The following is a 15,305-nucleotide window of genomic DNA, read 5'->3' as shown; positions in this document are numbered from 1 at the left end:
CGAACAGCACCATCATCGGACACCTGCCCTGCGAAGCCACCGAACTCCCCCTCCGAGCAGGCGACTTGCCCAGTGGAGTCGCCCCGACCCAGCAGCCCCACCCGACCGAGCGATGAGCCCTCCCGGTGATCGACTTCAACGTGCTGACCGACCTGGCTCTCCGCGAGGGCATCGAGCGGATCGGCGCCGGCGTGGTGGTCCGCGACGCCTCCGGCCGCGTCCTGATGATCCGCCGGTCCGCACACGACGGCCTGCCGGGCCGGTGGGAGTACCCGAGCGGCGACGTCGAGCACGACGAGGAGCCCGTGGAGGCCGGCGCGGCGCGGGAACTGGCCGAGGAGACCGGCCTCACCGGCCTGCCGCTCGACTACGCGCGACACCTGGACCTCACCGACCGACACGGCCTGCGCGTCCGCCAGTTCGTCTTCACCACCGCCGTACCGGACGGCACCCCGGTCGTCCTCTCCCCCGACCACGACGACCACCGATGGGCCGTCCCCGACCGGCTCCCGCCGACCGGCGACGGGCAGCGCGCGGTGATCGGGTGGCTCACCGACCGCCTGGCCCTGCCCGGCTGGCAACCGGCCGGCGGCTATCTCACCACCATCGCCCGGCCCAGCTCCTACGGTTGCTTCCTCGTCACCGACCCGCAGGGCCGGGTCCTCGGGCTGCGCTCCACCGTCGACCCCGGCGTGTGGAACTTCCCCGGCGGCAACGTCGAGCACGGCGAGACACCGTTCGCCACCGCCCTGCGCGAGGCCCGCGAGGAACTGGGCCTCGACCTCGCCGCCGAGAACCCCGAGGTCGTCGCCCGCAGACGCCTGGTCGCCGTCATCCACGAGCAGGCCGACGCCGAACACCCCGTGCCGGCCTGCGGCCACGTCTTCGACGGCGGCGTCCTCACCGCCGAGCAGCAGGCCCGGATCCGCCTCGATCCCTCCGAGCACACCGAGTTCCGGTTCGAGACGGCCCACGACTGGCGCTCCCGGATGACCCCCGCCCGCTACCAGCGGCTCCGGCAGGTGCTGCGCGCCCACCGCTGCGGTGTCCCGCTCTACCTGGAGCGCCCCGCCCCGGACGGCGACGACTTCGAGGGCGTCCTGGTCTTCGTCACCGACCGCGCGGGCCGCCTGCTGATGCACCTGCGCGAGGACCGGCCGGGCATGCCCTGGCCCGGCCACTGGACTCCGATCGGCGGCTGGCGCGAGGCCGACGAGAGCGCCCGGGAGAGCGCGGTGCGCGAGGTCCGGGAGGAGGCCGGCATCGAGATCACCGGGCCGCGCGCCCTCCCCGACCCGCACCACGACCTCGGCCTCCCGCTCACCCGCGTGCTGCACGCCATCTGGGACGGCCCCGAGAGCGACCTGCGCCTCGGCAACGAGGGTCTGGCCGTGCGCATGGTCCCCCTCGACGAGGTCCTCGCCCTCAAGGTGCCGCCCTACCTGCACCACTACCTGCCCCTGCTCGCCGCAACGGCCGACCACCCCACCGGGAGCACGTCATGACCCGCCCCGACGACACCGGGACGCCCCACGTCATCGCGGCGGATCCGCTGACGCTCGTCGTCGGCGTCCACCTCGTGCTGACCGACCGCGGCACGGTACTGCTCGGCCTGCGCCGCAACACCAGCTACGCCGCCGGTCTGTGGCACCTCCCCGCCGGGCACATGGAGCCCGGCGAGCCGGTCACCCGCTCCATGACGCGCGAGGCCGAGGAGGAACTCGGCATCCTCATCGCCGAGGACGACCTCACGCTCGTCCACACGCTGCACCACCTCGACACCGACCACGGCCGCCTCCAGCTCTTCTTCCGTCCGGCCCGCCACACCGGACAGATCCGCAACGCGGAGCCGCACAAGTGCGAGGAACTCCGCTGGTGGCCGCTCAACCGCCTGCCGGCCGACACCGTCCCCTACACCGTCCACGCCCTCGGTGAGATCGCCCGCGGCAACCCGCTCTCCACCGTCGGCCGGCCGACACCACCGCAGCCGCCCGCCCGCACCGTCCCGCACCGACCGGACCGGCCGGACCGGCCCGCACCGACCGCCTGAAGCACCCGTCCGCCCAGCCGACCTGGAGGTAGCACCGTGGAGAGCCTTCGCCAAGCCGTCGCCGTGATCGCCCACGACCGGGAGCGGAGCCGGATCGCGATGGTCCACTACGCCGCGCACGGCTGGAGCACGACGCCGGTGTGGACGATCCCCGGCGGCAAGGTCGAGGTCGGTGAGCGCCTCGACGAGGCCGCCGCCCGCGAGCTGCGGGAGGAGACCGGGCTGCTCGTCGAGGCGGAGGAGCTGCGGCTCGTGCACACGGTCCAGGTCGCCGACGGCTGGGACGGCCGGGGCCCGTTCCTGCTGTCGGTCTTCCTCGCCACCGCGTGGCGCGGCGAGCTGGCGAACACCGAGCCGGACAAGCACCTCGACGTGGTCTGGTCCCCCGCCGACCGGCTGCCGCTTCCGATGTTCCCGACGGCCCACGCCGCCCTCACCGACCACCTCTCCGGCGGAAGGGGCTTCTCCACCCACGGCTGGGGCGACGGGCACTTCGACCCCCGCTCGCTGATCGGCGCGTGACGGCGGTGGGCCGACACCGCCGACCGCCCGACCCCCGGCTCCCGACCGACGCCGACGCCGACACCGACGCCCGGCTGCGCGCCATCGCCGAGGGGCGGCCCGTCGTGGAGGAGGGCGTGGTCGTCTTCCCGGGCAGCACCGTTCCGTACGGCTACCGCACCGTGCACAGACCGGACGGCGCGACCGACCGTCACCTCGTCCGCCTGGACCCCGCGCCCTCCCCCTGACCGCCCACGCCGGGGACACCGGCCCGTCGGTCCTCCGGCCCACCCGTCGGGACGGAGGTGGGGCCCGCGGACGCGATCCGCGGGCCCCACCCGCCCCCGGCACCCTGTGGTCAGTGCAGCCAGGGCTGGTAGTTCGGGTTGTCCACGCAGCCGGACTCGACCAGCGAGGCGGTGGCCCGGTCGACCGGGCAGGCCCGGCGGATGAAGTGCCGGTCCACGCCGCCGGGGAACGCGACCTCCACCTGGTCGGCGTACTGGTGCTGGTCGCCGATGGTCTCGTTGACGACGATGCCGCCGGGGGCGTCGACGAAGTAGTCCCAGGGCACCTTCTTCCACTTCTTGTAGAGCGCGGCGTCGTAGGTGGTGCTGACGAACGGCGAGGGCTGGTTCTGCAGGACGTAACTGGTGATGTCGTACTGGCCGTTGACGGTGTCCTTCGCGGCGAAGCCCTGCTCGAAGATGACGGACGGGTCGCGGCCGTCGGAGCGGAAGAGCGGGTGGCAGTCCTTGCGCCAGTGCGGTGCGGGGGTGATGCGGGGTACGTCCACCTGGCGGTCCACGGCGGCGTAGAGCGGGTCCGGGCCTTCCGGGATGCTCCGGAAGCTGCCGGGCGGGAGAGTGAGGGCCGGCCCGGTGGCGCAGTCGTCGGCGCGCAGTTCGGCCTCGTCGGCGAAGTCGATGCGGCGGCCGTCCAGGACGATGGCGACGGCCTTGGTGCCGAGTTCGCGGACGATGAGACCGTCGCACTGGGGGCCGCTCCAGAGCGCCTTCCCACCGGGGTCGAGGCAGCGGAACGGCGCGGCACCCGCAGTGGCCGCAGGGGCCGCGACGGCGAGGCTCCCGGGGGTGAGGACGACCGCACAGGCGAGGGCAACTGCGCTGGCGGCAGTGCGAATTCGAATGTTGATCACAAACGCTACCCTGGCCGCCGTACGTCCCGGAGGCACCGCAACCCACCGGATCGAGGGCGTGTCCGCGCTTCCGGTTGACGCTCTCACCCGCCCGCGTCCGCCGTGGAGCGACTCCGCGCACCCGGGCACGTGCGGCATTGTCAGAGGCGCTTGGCAAGATGATCCCCATGCTCGCCATCCGTCCTGACCAGTACCGTGACACCCCGCCCGCACCACCCGACGTCCGGGGTGACTTCGAGGTGCACCTGACCGTGGAGGCCGGCGCCGCCGAGGCGCTGGCCGCCTGGGCCGAGGGCCACGGCGTGAAGTTCACCCAGATCCTGCTGGCCCGCGGCGCGGCACCGTCGCAGCCGATGCTCACGCTGCGCGCCGGCGGCACACTGGCGGAGGTCGCCGCGGAGACCGCCCGGGCCGGCGGCCGACTGGCACGGGCCGGGTTCACCGTCCTGCGGGCGAAGATCGAGGCCACGCCGTGGGCCCAGGGCGTCCCGGCCTCGGACGAGGACGCCGCGGCGCACGGGCCCGGCCGGTACTTCGAGCACCACGTCAAACTGCTGCTCCCGGGCCCGGTCCCCGATTCGGCTCCCGCCCGCCTCACCGCCCTCGCCAAACTGGCCGTCCGGCACGGCGCGCACCTGTCGCGCAATCCGCGCCGGGTGCGCGAGGACGGCCGCTGCGAGTGGTTCGTGACCCAGCGCTGCCGACTGGTCGGTCTGGGCACCGCGGGCCGCCGGCTGGAGGCACTGCTGCACGACCTCGCCGCCGACGGCCACGAAGTGGTTTCGGCGGAACGCGAGTTCGTCGTCGTGGACAGCGACGAGGCGCTGGACGCGGGGTGGATCACCGAGCACGGACACGGCACCGGGCACGGACACGGCACCGGGCCGTACGGAGAGGGAGAGTCGATATGACCGAGAGCCAGTCCCAGTCGCCGGTGGCGTGGGAGAGACTGCAGTACGGGCCGTGGGAGGGCCTGCGGCTGCCCGGGCAGCCGCCGTCGGAGGACGTCCGCGAGGAGCAGGACCTCCCGAGGAGCCTGCGGCCGATCGACGACGAGTCGGTGAGCCAGCAACCGGTCTTCGATCCCGCACTCGCCGGGTACGTCCGGGCCCTTCGCCCCAGCGAGCCCGCCTTCGCCGACCCGCAGCTCGCCGAGCGCTGGTCCGCGGCGCGGCGCGAGGCGCTGAACACCGCGCTGTCCGCCGTCGCCGCCTCGCCGTGGGCCGAGCACCTGGTGCTGCGCGGCAGCGTCCTGCTCCGGGCCTGGTACGGCGAGCAGGCGCGGGAGCCCGGCGACCTGGACTTCGTGGTCCGTCCGACGGACTGGGAGCTGGAGGACGAGCGCACCGAGCGCATGCTCCAGGAGCTCGCGGCCGGCGCCGAGCGGCTCTCGGGCGCGGTCCGGCTGCACGCCGACCAGGCACTCAGCGACGAGATCTGGACGTACAGCAGGATCCCCGGCCGCAGGCTCGTCCTGCCGTGGACGGCGCCGGGCGTCCCCGGCGGGACGGTCCAGCTCGACTTCGTCTTCACCGAGCACCTGCCCGTCCCGCCGCAGTCCTACCGGCTCCCCGGTGTCACCGGCCCGCTGTTCGGGGCCACGCCCCAGCTCTCCCTCGCCTGGAAGATCCTCTGGCTGGTCTCGGACAACCACCCGCAGGGCAAGGACCTCTACGACGCGCTCCTGCTCTCGCGCACCGCCGAGGTCCCCTACGACCTGCTCCGGCAGGTCTTCACCCAGTCCGAGGAGAGCTGGTCGCGCTGGCCGGTCCTCCCCCGGTCGATCGCCGAACTCGACGTCGACTGGGACGAGTTCACCAAGGACTATCCGCGGTTCGCCGAGCCCGTCGAGGAGTATCCGGGCCGGCTGCTCACCGCCCTCCGGCCGACCTTCGCGGGCCTCGGTGAGTACGCGCTGCGCGCCCGGTGGCTGGCCCCCGTGACGGAGGAACTGCGGACGATGCTGGCCGTCGAGGGCATGGACAGGGTCCAGCACTGGATGACCCGGCACCACCTGTTCTCGGACAACAGCCTGGTGATCACCCGTGAACTGCTCGGCGGCGACCTCGACGGCGCCCGTCGCGTGATCGCCGCCCACCTGGCCGACCAGCCGGGTCGGTCGACCGACCACCTGGAGGAGGCCGCCGCCCGCTACGCCACCGAACTGGCCGACGGCCACCGCGCCGCCGCCGACCCGTCCTGACGGGAGCGCCGGCCCGCGACCGGTCAGGTGGCCGAGGTCCCTGACCTCGGCCACCTGACCCGCGCCGCGAGTGGCGCTCGTCCTACCGACCACTCCCCTCGTCCTCCCGGACCGGCAGGGTCCGCTGGTCCTTCCGGGTCCGCTGGTCCGGCACGGTCCGCTGGTCCTGCCGGGTCCGCCGCGCGGGGACGCCGGTGCGCTCGTTCTGCAGGTCCCACAGTTCCCTGAACCGGCCTCCCTCCTCGGCCACCAGCTCGGCGAACGTGCCCTCCTGGAGGACCTTTCCGTCCTCCAGGACCACGATCCGGTCGGCGACGGCCACGTTGGTGAGCCGGTGGGTGACCAGGACGACCGCCCGTTCCCGCGCGACCGCCCGCAGGTTCTGGAAGATCCGGTGCTCGGCGCGCGGGTCGAGGGCGGCCGTCGGCTCGTCCAGGACGAGCAGCCCGGCCTCGCGGTGGAACGCCCGCGCGATGGCCAGTCGCTGCCACTGCCCGCCGGACAGCTCCTCGCCGCCCATCCACTCGACCGCCAGCAGGGTGGACAGGCCCCGGCGGAGCCTGGCGACGACGTCGGCCGCCCCCGAGGCGTCCGCGGCGCGCAGCACCGCCGCGTCGCCCTCGGCGGTGGGCTGGCCCAGTGTGATGTTCTCGCGGCAGGTCAGCGGCCAGCGCGCGTAGTCCTGCGGGGCGACGGCGACCTGTCGCCACAGGGCGTGCGGGTCGAGGTCCCGGGTGTCGCGCCCGTCCCAGCGCACCGTGCCGGCGTCGGGCAGGTAGAGCCCTGCCAGGAGCTTGGCGAGGGTGGTCTTGCCGGAGCCGTTCTCCCCCACCAGGGCCAGGATCTCCCCCCGCTCGACGTGGAGGTTCACCCCGTCCAGCACCTTGCGGTCGGAGGCGGGGTAGGCGTAGCCGAGGTTCTCCACCGCGATCCGGCGTGGCGCCCCGGGAGTCTCGGTGCCGCGTTCGAGCCGGTGTCCGCCGGCGGTGTCGAGGAAGCTCGACCAGTCGTCCAGGTACATGCCGGTGCGGAAAAGGTCCGCGCCGTAGCCGACGATGCCCCGCAGGCTGGTGCCGACGGCCGTCAGCGCGAACACGGCCGCCCCGCCGCGCGGCAGGCTCATCCGGCCGGTGCTCACCAGCCACAGCATCGCCGCCCACACGACCGCGCCGCCGAGGCCGGAGGCGGCGGCACCGATCACCGACACCCGGGCGCTCTGCATCGCCGCCCGCCGCGAGCTGGCGTCCAGCCGCCGGCCCACCTGGTCGTACTTGGCGAGGAGGAACTCGCCCATGGTGTCGGAACGGACCTGGTCGGCGTTGCGCTTGACGTGGATGTACCAGCGCAGGTTGGCCATGATCCGGCGATCGCCGATGGTGGCCCGGTTCGCCAGGAACTGCACCCGGGCGGCGTGCACCGACGCGATGCCCTGGGGCAGTGCCGCGATCACCAGCAACGGCAGGAGGGCGGGGTGGAGCACGGTCAGCACGCCGGCCGCGCCGAGCAGCGAGGCGAGGGAGGCGAGCAGGTTCTGCGCCTCCCCGACGATGTCCACGCAGACCTCGGCACCGCGGTCCGCGGCCTCCAGCTCGTCGTTGTAGCCGGCGTGGTCGTAGGCCGTCAGTTCGGCCGCCACGGTGGCGCGCAGCACCTCGGCCTCCGCCGCCCGGGAGATGCGCGGCGACAGGTGGATGGTGACGGTCCTGATCGTGATGCCCAGCAGGGAGCGGGCGCCGGCCGCCGCCGCGATGACGAGGATCGACGGCGCCGCGTGGGCGAGCTTGTCCTCGACCCGGCCGGGGCCGAACAGCGCCGAGATCGTGCCGGTGGTCGCGAACAGCCCGGCCGCGCCGAGCACCGCGGACACGGCCTGGCAGGTCAGGAGCAGCCCGACGGCGCCACGGTCGATGCGCCAGCCGAGGCGGAACGCACGGACGACGAGTGCGGGCAGGCGGCGGGCCATCGCGCTGACGCTGATCGCCTCGATCGCCTCGATGCGGCGTCCGTCGGCGAGCCACCGCAGTTCCTCGTCGGCGGTGGCGGCCCCGGCCGCCGTCGTCGCGGCGCTCAAGCGGTCGCCTCCTTCCGCGGCTCCTCGTACGGCTGCTCGTACGGCTCGTCGCGCGGCTCCTCGTACGACGCGGGCGCCGCCGTGGCGGGTGGGACGTGGATCGCGGGGGCGGGGTGACAGGCCACAGATCCTCCAGACACAAGAGCGGCGCGCGGGTGCGCCGGACCCGACCGAGGGGAGAACACAAGTCGGCTTTCCCAAGGCCGAGTTGACGGTTTCCAGGGAGTCGGCCGGTACGGGCCGACGGCGTCCGATGATGGTGCTGTTCGAATCCGGCGCTCAAGTGGATTACCTCCGGGCGAGCCCGGGTCGAACAGGGACATTTCGAGCACGCTCCGGGCACGGCCGGGCCCGTACTCCCGGCGGTCGCGCACGGGATCGGGACGGCCCCGGAGCCCAGTGGGCAGACGGCGAGAGCCTGTTCGAGCGCACCCCCGGGAGGCTTCGAGGTGGTCGCGGCAGGTGAGGAGGGCCCACAGCGCACAGCCGTCGTCGGATTCATCCGTTCGGCTGGTCAGGCACCCGGGCAGGTTTCGGGCATCGGGAAACCCGGGGGCGACTCGACGCCCCCGGGCGCACCAGCGCCTCAGAACCTCAGCGCCAGGTGACCGGCAGGCGTTCGGGGCTGCGGGTGGTCCGGCCGAGCAGCCAGGTGACCGGCTCGGCGGGGCGGGCGAGCCGGAGGCCGGGCAGGGCGGTGGTGAGCCGCTGCAGGGCCTCACGCATCTCCAGACGGACCCGCCAGGCGCCGAGACAGTGGTGCGGGCCGGCGCTGAAGGCGAGGGTGGGGGCGGCGAGCGGAGCGCCGAGGTCGTCGTCCAGGCCGTCCGGGAACACCGCGCGGTCGCGGTTGGCGCTGTTGATGCTGACCGCCACGACGGCGTCGACCGGGATCACCCGCCCGCCGAGTTCGACCGGTTCGACGGCACGGCGGGTGGTGGTCTCGTCGTCGCCCAGCGGGATGAAGTGCAGGAGCCGTTCGGTGGCCCGTTCCGCGGTGCCCGGGTCGGCGAGGCTCGGCCAGGAGTCCCGGCGCTCGCCGAGCAGGTAGACGAGGGCGTTGCCGAGCGACCCGGACGCGCTGTCGTTGCCGCTGGCGAGCAGGCCGCAGACCAGCCGGCTCTCCGGGATCCCGCCGTCCTCGTCGGCGGTCCGCACGAGCCGGCCGACCAGGTCCTCGCCACGCTCACGGCGGCGGCGGGCGATCAGGTCGGCGGCGAAGGCGGTGAACTCGGCGAGTTCGGCGGCGGTGCCGTCGCCTCGGCCGCCGGCGGCCAGGAAGGCCTCCGTCCAGCGGTGCACGTCGGCCTCGTCCGCCCCGCCCGGGCCGCCCAGCCCCATCAGCCGGCTGGTCACCGCGAAGGGCACCGGCTGGGTGAAGCCGGCGACCAGATCGGCGGGCGGGCCGGCCGCCACCAGGGCGTCCACGGCGTGCTGGACGGTCTCGGCGACCCACGGCCGCCAGGTCTCGACGGCACGCGGGGTGAACGCCCGCTGGACGGTGACCCGCAGTCGCCGGTGATCGGTCCCGTCCAGGTTGAAGATCGACTCCGGGTTCCCGATCACCTCCGCGTCCGCGCCGTCGACACCGACGGCGCGCAGGTCGTCCCGGGTGAAGCGCGGATCGGTCAGGACCTGGCGGACGTCCCGGTAGCACGTCACCAGCCAGGCGGGGGCCCCATCGGCCAGCACGGTCGGGCGGGGCGGCCGGGCAGGCTGGAAGGGGATCCGGTGCAGCGGGGGAAGGACGGTGCTCGTGCTGGCGGGTGCGATGACGGGGCTCCTTGCCGTGCGTGCGGACCGTGAGAGCGGGGTGCCGACCCCCGGCCCTCCAACTCTCCTGTCCGGCAGGTCGGTACGGCACATGTCTACGGGCAGCCGCAGGCGCGGGACCACCGCCGCACCCGGCTGTCACCCACCCGTGGGGCCGCGGGCACCGGACGGTTGACCGGGCGGTTGACCGGAAGCTTGACACGGCGGCGGAGCGCCGGCCGAGGTCCGGTCGTCGCCGGTCGGACGGCCGGACCGATAATGGACCGAACGATTCCGTGGGTGAGAGGTGACGCATGGCCAGCAGGTTGCGGGTGCTGAGGAAGCAGAACAGGCTCAGCCTGGAAGCACTCGCCGAGCAGGTCGGCGTGACCAAGAGCTACCTCTCCAAGGTCGAGCGCGGCATCAGCGACCCGTCGATCTCGATCGCGCTCAAGCTGGCCCACGCCCTCAAGGTCGACGTCGGCCGGCTCTTCTCGGACGAGGTGGAGCCCGAGCTCGTCACCGTCGTCCGGGCCGGCGAGCGCACCCCCGTCGGCACCGGGGCCGGCTCCGAGGCCTCCCGCTACGAGGGCATCGCGACCGGCCTCAGCGGCAAGCAGATGGTGCCGTTCATGATGTACCCGCCGACCGAGCCGACGGACTCGCCCTTCAAGTCGCACACGGGCGAGGAGTTCTTCTTCGTCCACGCGGGCACCGCCGTCCTGGAGTTCCCCGAGCAGAGCGTCGAACTCGGGCCCGGGGACAGCGTGTACTTCAACTCGGCCCTGCCCCACCGCTGCCGGAGCACCGGACCGGAGCCGGCCGAGATCCTCGTGGTCATCCACGACGATCCGGACGGCTCCTCGGACCGGGTTCCCACCCTGCCCTGACGGCCCTCGGCGCTCAGCCCTCGGCGCTCAGACCCCCGCGCTCAGGCCTTCGCCCCGGCGTCGGCCGCCAGGGCGCCCCCCGCCTCCGACAGCAGCGCGGCCAGCCGCGCCGTCCGCACCTCGTCCAGCGGCAGCAGCGGGCGCCGGGGCTCGCCGACGTCCAGGCCGCTCAGCGCCAGGCCCGCCTTCACGGTGGTCGGCAGACCACCGCCGACCAGGAACTGCAGCAGCGGCAGCTGCCGGTAGAACACCCGGCGGGCCGCGTCGAGGTCGGAGTCGCGCACCGCCCGGTACAGCTCGAGGGTGAGTTCGGGGATGACGCACGGTGCCGCCGTGCACCAGCCGGCCGCGCCGGCCGCGAACGCCTCCAGTGCCATCGGGTTGGACCCGTTGTAGAACGGCAGGGCGCCGTCGGACAGTTGGGCCAGCCGGTGCATCCGCTGGATGTCGCCGCTGCTCTCCTTGACCATGGTGATGTTCTCCACCCGGTCGACCAGCCGGTGCATGAGTTCCGGGCTGAGGTCGACCCCGGCGGTGGCCGGGTTGTTGTAGATCATCAGCGGGATGCCGACCGCGTCGGCGATCTCGGTGTAGTGCCGGGTGACCTCGCGCTCGTCCAGCCTCCAGTACGACAGCGGCAGCACCATCACCACGTCGGCACCGGCCTTCTCGGCGAACCGGGCACGGCGGACGGCGCTGCGGGTGGTGAGGTCGGCGATGCCGACGACGGTGGGCACCCGGCCCGCGACGGCCGACACCGCCGCCTCGGTGACGTCGTACCACTCCTGGTCGTCGAGGTAGGCGCTCTCGCCGGTGGACCCCAGCGGGGCGATGGCGTGGCAGCCGGAGCCGACCAGCCGGTCGATCAGTTCGGCGAGCCGGACGAGGTCCAGGCCGCCGTCGACGGCGGAGAACGGGGTCACCGGGTAGGCGATGATCCCCTCGAGGGCGGTACCGGCAGAAGTACTGGCAGAAGTGGCGATGGGCATTTCAGGAGTCCTTCCGGTTGACGAGGGCGTCGCCGTGGCCGGCCCGCAGGGCGCGGCGGGCGTAGTAGGAGAAGTTCGCCTGGCCGCGCTTGGGGGTGGAGATCCAGTCGTGCGCCTCCTTGGCGAGCAGTTCGGGGATCTCCTGGATCTTCCCGGCGGCACTGGCCAGGAGCTGCAGCTTCGCCGCCCGCTCGAAGAGCAGGGCCAGCGTGCACGCCTCCTCGACGGTCCCGGTGGCAACCAGCTGGCCGTGGTGCGCGAGCAGCAGGGCGCGCTTGTCGCCGAGGGCGGCGGCGATGATCTCGCCCTCCTCGTTGCCGACCGGGATGCCGGGCCACTTCTCCAGGAACGCGCAGTCGTCGTACAGCGGGCACATGTCCATGTGCGACACGACCAGCGGGGTCTCCAGCATCGACAGCGCGGAGATGTGCAGCGGGTGGGTGTGGATGATGCAGTTGACGTCCGGGCGGGCCCGGTAGACCCAGCTGTGGAACCGGTTGGCCGGGTTGGCCATCCCGTCGCCCTCCAGGACGGTGAGGTCCTCGTCGACGAGGAGCAGGTTGTCCTCGGTGATCTCGTCGAAGCCCAGGCCCAGGCGCTGGGTGTAGTAGGTGCCAGGACGCTCGGCCCGGGCGGTGATCTGGCCGGCCAGCCCGGAGTCGTGCCCGGCGTCGAACAGGATGCGGCAGGTCAGTGCGAGCTTCTGTCGCACCGTCCAGGCGCTGTCGGGTATCACGGCCCGCATCCGGTGATGGGCCAGGTTCACGAGGTCGGACTTGCCCGTCTGGAACGTGTCGGCCATGCCGTGGTTCTCCTTCGCTCTACGGTCGCGGCGGTCCTCAAGGGCTCTCATGGGCGCTCATGGGCGCTCATGGGCGCTCATGGGCGCTCATGGGCGCTCAAGGGTGCTCAACGGCACTGAGGGACGCCCGAGAGCGCCCTCGCCGAGTCGAGTCGAGGACACCTTCTTGACTTTAGGACACCTTGTGTCCTTGCGTCGACCGTTCACCCCGCGACTCCTCGAACGGCCCGGTCGCGCCGTCACGGCACGCCGAAGCCCACGCGGGCGCCGAACCGGTTCCCGACGTCAGGGTCGGGTCGCCTCGGCGCGCCGCGCGGGCGGGTGTCACGGACCGGAGGTCAGCGCACGGTGACGGCGAAGACGGGCGAGGCGGTGGTTCCGCTGATGATGCGCAGCTCGTTCAGGCCCTTGATGCCGAGCTTCACGCCGAGGGAGTAGGAGCCGGTACGGGTCGTGGCGACGGACGCGGGCAGGCTGACCCACGCGCCGTGCTGCTTCTGCTGCAGGGTCACCGTGGTTCCCGCCGTGAGGCCGGTGGTCGTGCCGGTGACACGGAACAGCTGCCACGCCGGGACGGAGTCGACCGACGGCGTGGCGGTGATGCCGGCCCGCACGGCGGCCGCCGGCGGGACGGCCGGGGCGACGGCGACGGGCTGGGTGACGAGGGCGGACGGGGCAGCGGCCGCCGACGGGGCAGCGGGGGCGGGGGCGGGCTGGGAGGCCGGCGCGGCCGCCATCGCGGCGCCCGCCAGGGCGAGGGAGAGGGCGCTGAGGGTGGCCACGGCGGCCAGGCGCAGGGAGTTCCGCTTGGAGACGATCACGGGTACACCTCTTTCAACGGAGGGTCCGGCCCGAAGACATGAGCGGTGCGACTCGGGCGCTGTCGTCCACAGAGACGCCCCGCTCCGCACTCAGGTTGTGGACGAAACGTCACCATCGTGTCACAGCAAGTGAGTTCGCGGGTCCGAATGCCGAAGGAGCGTCGCGAAGGAGAGGGTCGCGGGGGTGGACTTCCCGCGCGGCGCGGGCGAGTTGGCTAGAATGCGCGGGCCTGGCGTGATCACCGATGAAGGGGCGGGGAATGAGCACCGACGAGACCGTGGCGACGGCCGCCGAGTACGGGTCCGAGGAATCGGCAGCCCTGCACATACGCCAGGACATTCCGCACAGCGCCCGGATGTACGACTACTTCCTCGGCGGCAAGGACAACTTCGCGGTCGACCGCGAAGCCGCCGAACGCGTCCTGACCGTCTTCCCCACCATGCGCACCGCGGTCCACGCCAACCGCGCCTTCATGCACCGCGCCACCCGGGCCCTGGCCCGACGCGGCCTGCGCCAGTGGCTGGACATCGGCACCGGCATCCCCACCTCGCCGAACCTCCACGAGGTCGCCCAGGCCGTGGAGCCGTCGGCCCGCGTGGTCTACGCCGACAACGACCCCGTCGTCCTGGCCCACTCCCGTGCCCTGATGACCAGCACCCCCCAGGGCCGCACCGCGTACGTCCACGGCGACGTCCACGACCCGGCCGGCATCCTGTCCACCCCCCAGGTCGCCGAGACGCTCGACCTCTCCCGGCCCGTGGTCCTCTCGATGGTGGCCCTGCTCCACTTCGTCCCCGACCTCGACGACGCCCACGCCATCGTCAAGCACCTCCTGGACCCCCTGCCGGCGGGCTCCGCGCTCGTCCTCTCGCACGCCACCGCCGAGCTCGACCCGGCCGGCGCCTGCAAGGTGGAGGAGATCTACAACCAGGCCGGCACCTCCCTCCGGCTGCGCCCCAAGGCCGAGTTCGCGACCTTCTTCGACGGCCTCGACCTCCTCGGCCCCGGCATCGTCCCCGCCCACCGCTGGCACGTCGACGACAGCGGCACCCCCGCGGACACCCTCCCCGCCACCGTCACCGACGCCCAGGTCTCCTTCTACGCGGCCGTCGCCGTCAAGCCCTGATACCCGCCGGGTCGGGGGCAGCGGAGGGCCGGCCGAGGACGGCGCCCCGCAGTGCCCCCGGGAGGCGGCGTCAGACGGCGTTCAGGCCGTGCGCCGCGAAGATCGCCCGGGCTTCGGCGGTCTGCTCGGGGGTGGGGGCAGGGGTCCCGGCGAGCGGGAAGTCGAGGCCGAGCGCACGCCACTTGGGGGCGCCGAGCCGGTGGAAGGGCAGGACGTCGACCCGGGTGACGTTGCCGAGCGAGGCGGCGAAGGCGGCCACGCCCTCGACGTTCGCGGCCGGGTCGGTGAGCCCGGGAACGAGGACGAAGCGGACCCAGGTCTCCTTGCCGAGGTCGGCCAGGCGGCGGGCGAACTCCAGGGTGGGGGCGAGCTCCTGTCCGGTCACCCGCCGGTAGAGCGCGCGGTCCCAGGACTTGATGTCGAGCAGGACGAGGTCGGTGTCGGCGAGAAGGGCGTCCGTGGCACGACCGCCGAGGTACCCGGAGGTGTCCAGCGCGGTGTGCAGGCCGAGTTCGTGCTTGAAGCGGTGCAGCAGTTCACCGGTGAGGACCGGTTGGAGCAGCGGTTCGCCTCCGCTGATGGTGGCGCCGCCGCCGGAGGCGCGGATGAAGTCCGTGTACTTCGCCGCCTCGTGGACGATGCCGTCGGCGGTGGCTCGGTGGCCGTCGCGCATGTGCCGGGTGTCGGGGTTGTGGCAGTACAGGCAGCGCAGCGGACAGCCGGCCAGGAAGAGGACGAAGCGGGTGCCGGGGCCGTCGACGCCGGTGGACAGGTCCCAGGAGTGCAGCATTCCCCCGGCGGGCCGGCGGGTGACGGCCGCGGCCGGGGTGACCGGGGTGGCCGCCGTCACGGCCGTCACGGGAAGGCCGAGCGGGCAGGCGAAGCGGTCGGGTCGAGCCATGGTGGGGCCTCCGGAACGGCGGCGCCGGCGCCCCGTGGT

16 protein-coding genes are annotated in these 15,305 nt (G+C 73.4%); 8 read left to right on the top strand and 8 right to left on the bottom strand.

The genetic code is table 11. The annotated features are described in order from the left end of the window. Positions 1-125: 125 nt before the first annotated feature. Genes ACIQ87_RS05890 through ACIQ87_RS05875 form a run of 4 tightly spaced genes read left to right on the top strand, consistent with a single transcriptional unit; the run spans position 126 to position 2,799 of the window. Positions 126-1,505: an NUDIX domain-containing protein gene (locus ACIQ87_RS05890; RefSeq protein WP_402402111.1), complete on the top strand. Its 1,380-nt coding sequence runs from the start codon at positions 126-128 to the stop codon at positions 1,503-1,505. Next, positions 1,502-2,050, top strand: a complete 549-nt coding sequence (locus ACIQ87_RS05885) for an NUDIX domain-containing protein (RefSeq protein ID WP_402402108.1) — start codon at positions 1,502-1,504, stop codon at positions 2,048-2,050. The genes ACIQ87_RS05890 and ACIQ87_RS05885 overlap by 4 nt, the downstream gene beginning before the upstream one ends. Positions 2,051-2,086: 36 nt before the next feature. Beyond that, a complete protein-coding gene (locus tag ACIQ87_RS05880) occupies positions 2,087-2,572 on the top strand; it encodes an NUDIX domain-containing protein (RefSeq protein WP_402402105.1) in 486 nt (161 codons plus the stop codon). After that, on the top strand, positions 2,569-2,799 hold the full coding sequence (locus ACIQ87_RS05875) for a hypothetical protein (protein ID WP_402402102.1): 231 nt from the start codon (positions 2,569-2,571) through the stop codon (positions 2,797-2,799). Before ACIQ87_RS05880 ends, ACIQ87_RS05875 begins: the two co-directional genes overlap by 4 nt. 110 nt (positions 2,800-2,909) lie before the next feature. Here ACIQ87_RS05875 and ACIQ87_RS05870 read toward each other — a convergent pair whose 3' ends face one another. Further along, complete coding sequence (locus ACIQ87_RS05870) at positions 2,910-3,710, bottom strand: ADP-ribosyltransferase (protein WP_402402099.1); 801 nt, start codon at positions 3,708-3,710, stop codon at positions 2,910-2,912. Between the two features lie 167 nt (positions 3,711-3,877). Between ACIQ87_RS05870 and ACIQ87_RS05865 the strand changes: the two genes are divergently transcribed. Further along, positions 3,878-4,621, top strand: coding sequence for a hypothetical protein (locus ACIQ87_RS05865; protein ID WP_402402097.1), 744 nt, complete (start codon positions 3,878-3,880; stop codon positions 4,619-4,621). Further along, complete coding sequence (locus tag ACIQ87_RS05860) at positions 4,618-5,913, top strand: nucleotidyl transferase AbiEii/AbiGii toxin family protein (protein ID WP_402402094.1); 1,296 nt, start codon at positions 4,618-4,620, stop codon at positions 5,911-5,913. Before ACIQ87_RS05865 ends, ACIQ87_RS05860 begins: the two co-directional genes overlap by 4 nt. Positions 5,914-5,995: 82 nt before the next feature. Here ACIQ87_RS05860 and ACIQ87_RS05855 read toward each other — a convergent pair whose 3' ends face one another. From ACIQ87_RS05855 to ACIQ87_RS05845, 3 genes are all read right to left on the bottom strand, one after another. After that, entirely contained in the window at positions 5,996-7,984 is a 1,989-nt protein-coding gene (locus ACIQ87_RS05855) for an ABC transporter ATP-binding protein (RefSeq protein ID WP_402402091.1), read from the bottom strand. Further along, positions 7,981-8,109, bottom strand: a complete 129-nt coding sequence (locus ACIQ87_RS05850; protein ID WP_402402088.1) for a hypothetical protein — start codon at positions 8,107-8,109, stop codon at positions 7,981-7,983. The genes ACIQ87_RS05855 and ACIQ87_RS05850 overlap by 4 nt, the downstream gene beginning before the upstream one ends. A gap of 469 nt (positions 8,110-8,578) precedes the next feature. Then, positions 8,579-9,676, bottom strand: coding sequence for a cytochrome P450 (locus tag ACIQ87_RS05845; protein ID WP_402402085.1), 1,098 nt, complete (start codon positions 9,674-9,676; stop codon positions 8,579-8,581). 374 nt (positions 9,677-10,050) lie between these two features. Here ACIQ87_RS05845 and ACIQ87_RS05840 point away from each other — a divergent pair, with 374 nt between their 5' ends. Further along, positions 10,051-10,626, top strand: coding sequence for a helix-turn-helix domain-containing protein (locus ACIQ87_RS05840; RefSeq protein WP_402402082.1), 576 nt, complete (start codon positions 10,051-10,053; stop codon positions 10,624-10,626). Positions 10,627-10,667: 41 nt separating this feature from the next. Here ACIQ87_RS05840 and ACIQ87_RS05835 read toward each other — a convergent pair whose 3' ends face one another. The 3 genes from ACIQ87_RS05835 to ACIQ87_RS05825 form a co-directional block, all read right to left on the bottom strand. Beyond that, on the bottom strand, positions 10,668-11,615 hold the full coding sequence (locus ACIQ87_RS05835) for a dihydrodipicolinate synthase family protein (RefSeq protein ID WP_402402079.1): 948 nt from the start codon (positions 11,613-11,615) through the stop codon (positions 10,668-10,670). Between the two features lies 1 nt (position 11,616). After that, positions 11,617-12,417 (bottom strand): aldolase, encoded by an 801-nt coding sequence (locus tag ACIQ87_RS05830; protein ID WP_402402076.1) that lies wholly within the window; start codon positions 12,415-12,417, stop codon positions 11,617-11,619. A 338-nt stretch (positions 12,418-12,755) separates the two neighbouring features. Beyond that, complete coding sequence (locus ACIQ87_RS05825) at positions 12,756-13,235, bottom strand: hypothetical protein (protein ID WP_402402729.1); 480 nt, start codon at positions 13,233-13,235, stop codon at positions 12,756-12,758. A gap of 263 nt (positions 13,236-13,498) precedes the next feature. Here ACIQ87_RS05825 and ACIQ87_RS05820 point away from each other — a divergent pair, with 263 nt between their 5' ends. Then, entirely contained in the window at positions 13,499-14,365 is an 867-nt protein-coding gene (locus ACIQ87_RS05820) for an SAM-dependent methyltransferase (protein WP_402402074.1), read from the top strand. 70 nt (positions 14,366-14,435) lie between these two features. On the opposite strand, the gene pflA is transcribed toward ACIQ87_RS05820, so the two are convergent. Next, entirely contained in the window at positions 14,436-15,266 is an 831-nt protein-coding gene (gene pflA / locus ACIQ87_RS05815; protein ID WP_402402071.1) for a pyruvate formate-lyase-activating protein, read from the bottom strand. Positions 15,267-15,305 lie beyond the last annotated feature (39 nt).

Origin of the sequence: Kitasatospora sp. NPDC096204 (assembly GCF_044763205.1) — a bacterium.
Lineage (GTDB): Bacteria > Actinomycetota > Actinomycetes > Streptomycetales > Streptomycetaceae > Kitasatospora.
Note: the sequence above shows the minus strand (reverse complement) of the source record. Positions and strands in the feature narration are given on the sequence as shown.

Bases quoted from the DNA above. Each gene is read 5' to 3' on its own strand.
- ACIQ87_RS05885 (WP_402402108.1), top strand. From the start codon at position 1,502: ATGACCCGCCCCGACGACACCGGGACGCCCCACGTCATCGCGGCGGAT.
- ACIQ87_RS05865 (WP_402402097.1), top strand. From the start codon at position 3,878: ATGCTCGCCATCCGTCCTGACCAGTACCGTGACACCCCGCCCGCACCA.
- ACIQ87_RS05860 (WP_402402094.1), top strand. From the start codon at position 4,618: ATGACCGAGAGCCAGTCCCAGTCGCCGGTGGCGTGGGAGAGACTGCAG.
- ACIQ87_RS05840 (WP_402402082.1), top strand. From the start codon at position 10,051: ATGGCCAGCAGGTTGCGGGTGCTGAGGAAGCAGAACAGGCTCAGCCTG.
- ACIQ87_RS05835 (WP_402402079.1), bottom strand. From the start codon at position 11,615: ATGCCCATCGCCACTTCTGCCAGTACTTCTGCCGGTACCGCCCTCGAG.
- ACIQ87_RS05830 (WP_402402076.1), bottom strand. From the start codon at position 12,417: ATGGCCGACACGTTCCAGACGGGCAAGTCCGACCTCGTGAACCTGGCC.
- ACIQ87_RS05820 (WP_402402074.1), top strand. From the start codon at position 13,499: ATGAGCACCGACGAGACCGTGGCGACGGCCGCCGAGTACGGGTCCGAG.
- pflA (WP_402402071.1), bottom strand. From the start codon at position 15,266: ATGGCTCGACCCGACCGCTTCGCCTGCCCGCTCGGCCTTCCCGTGACG.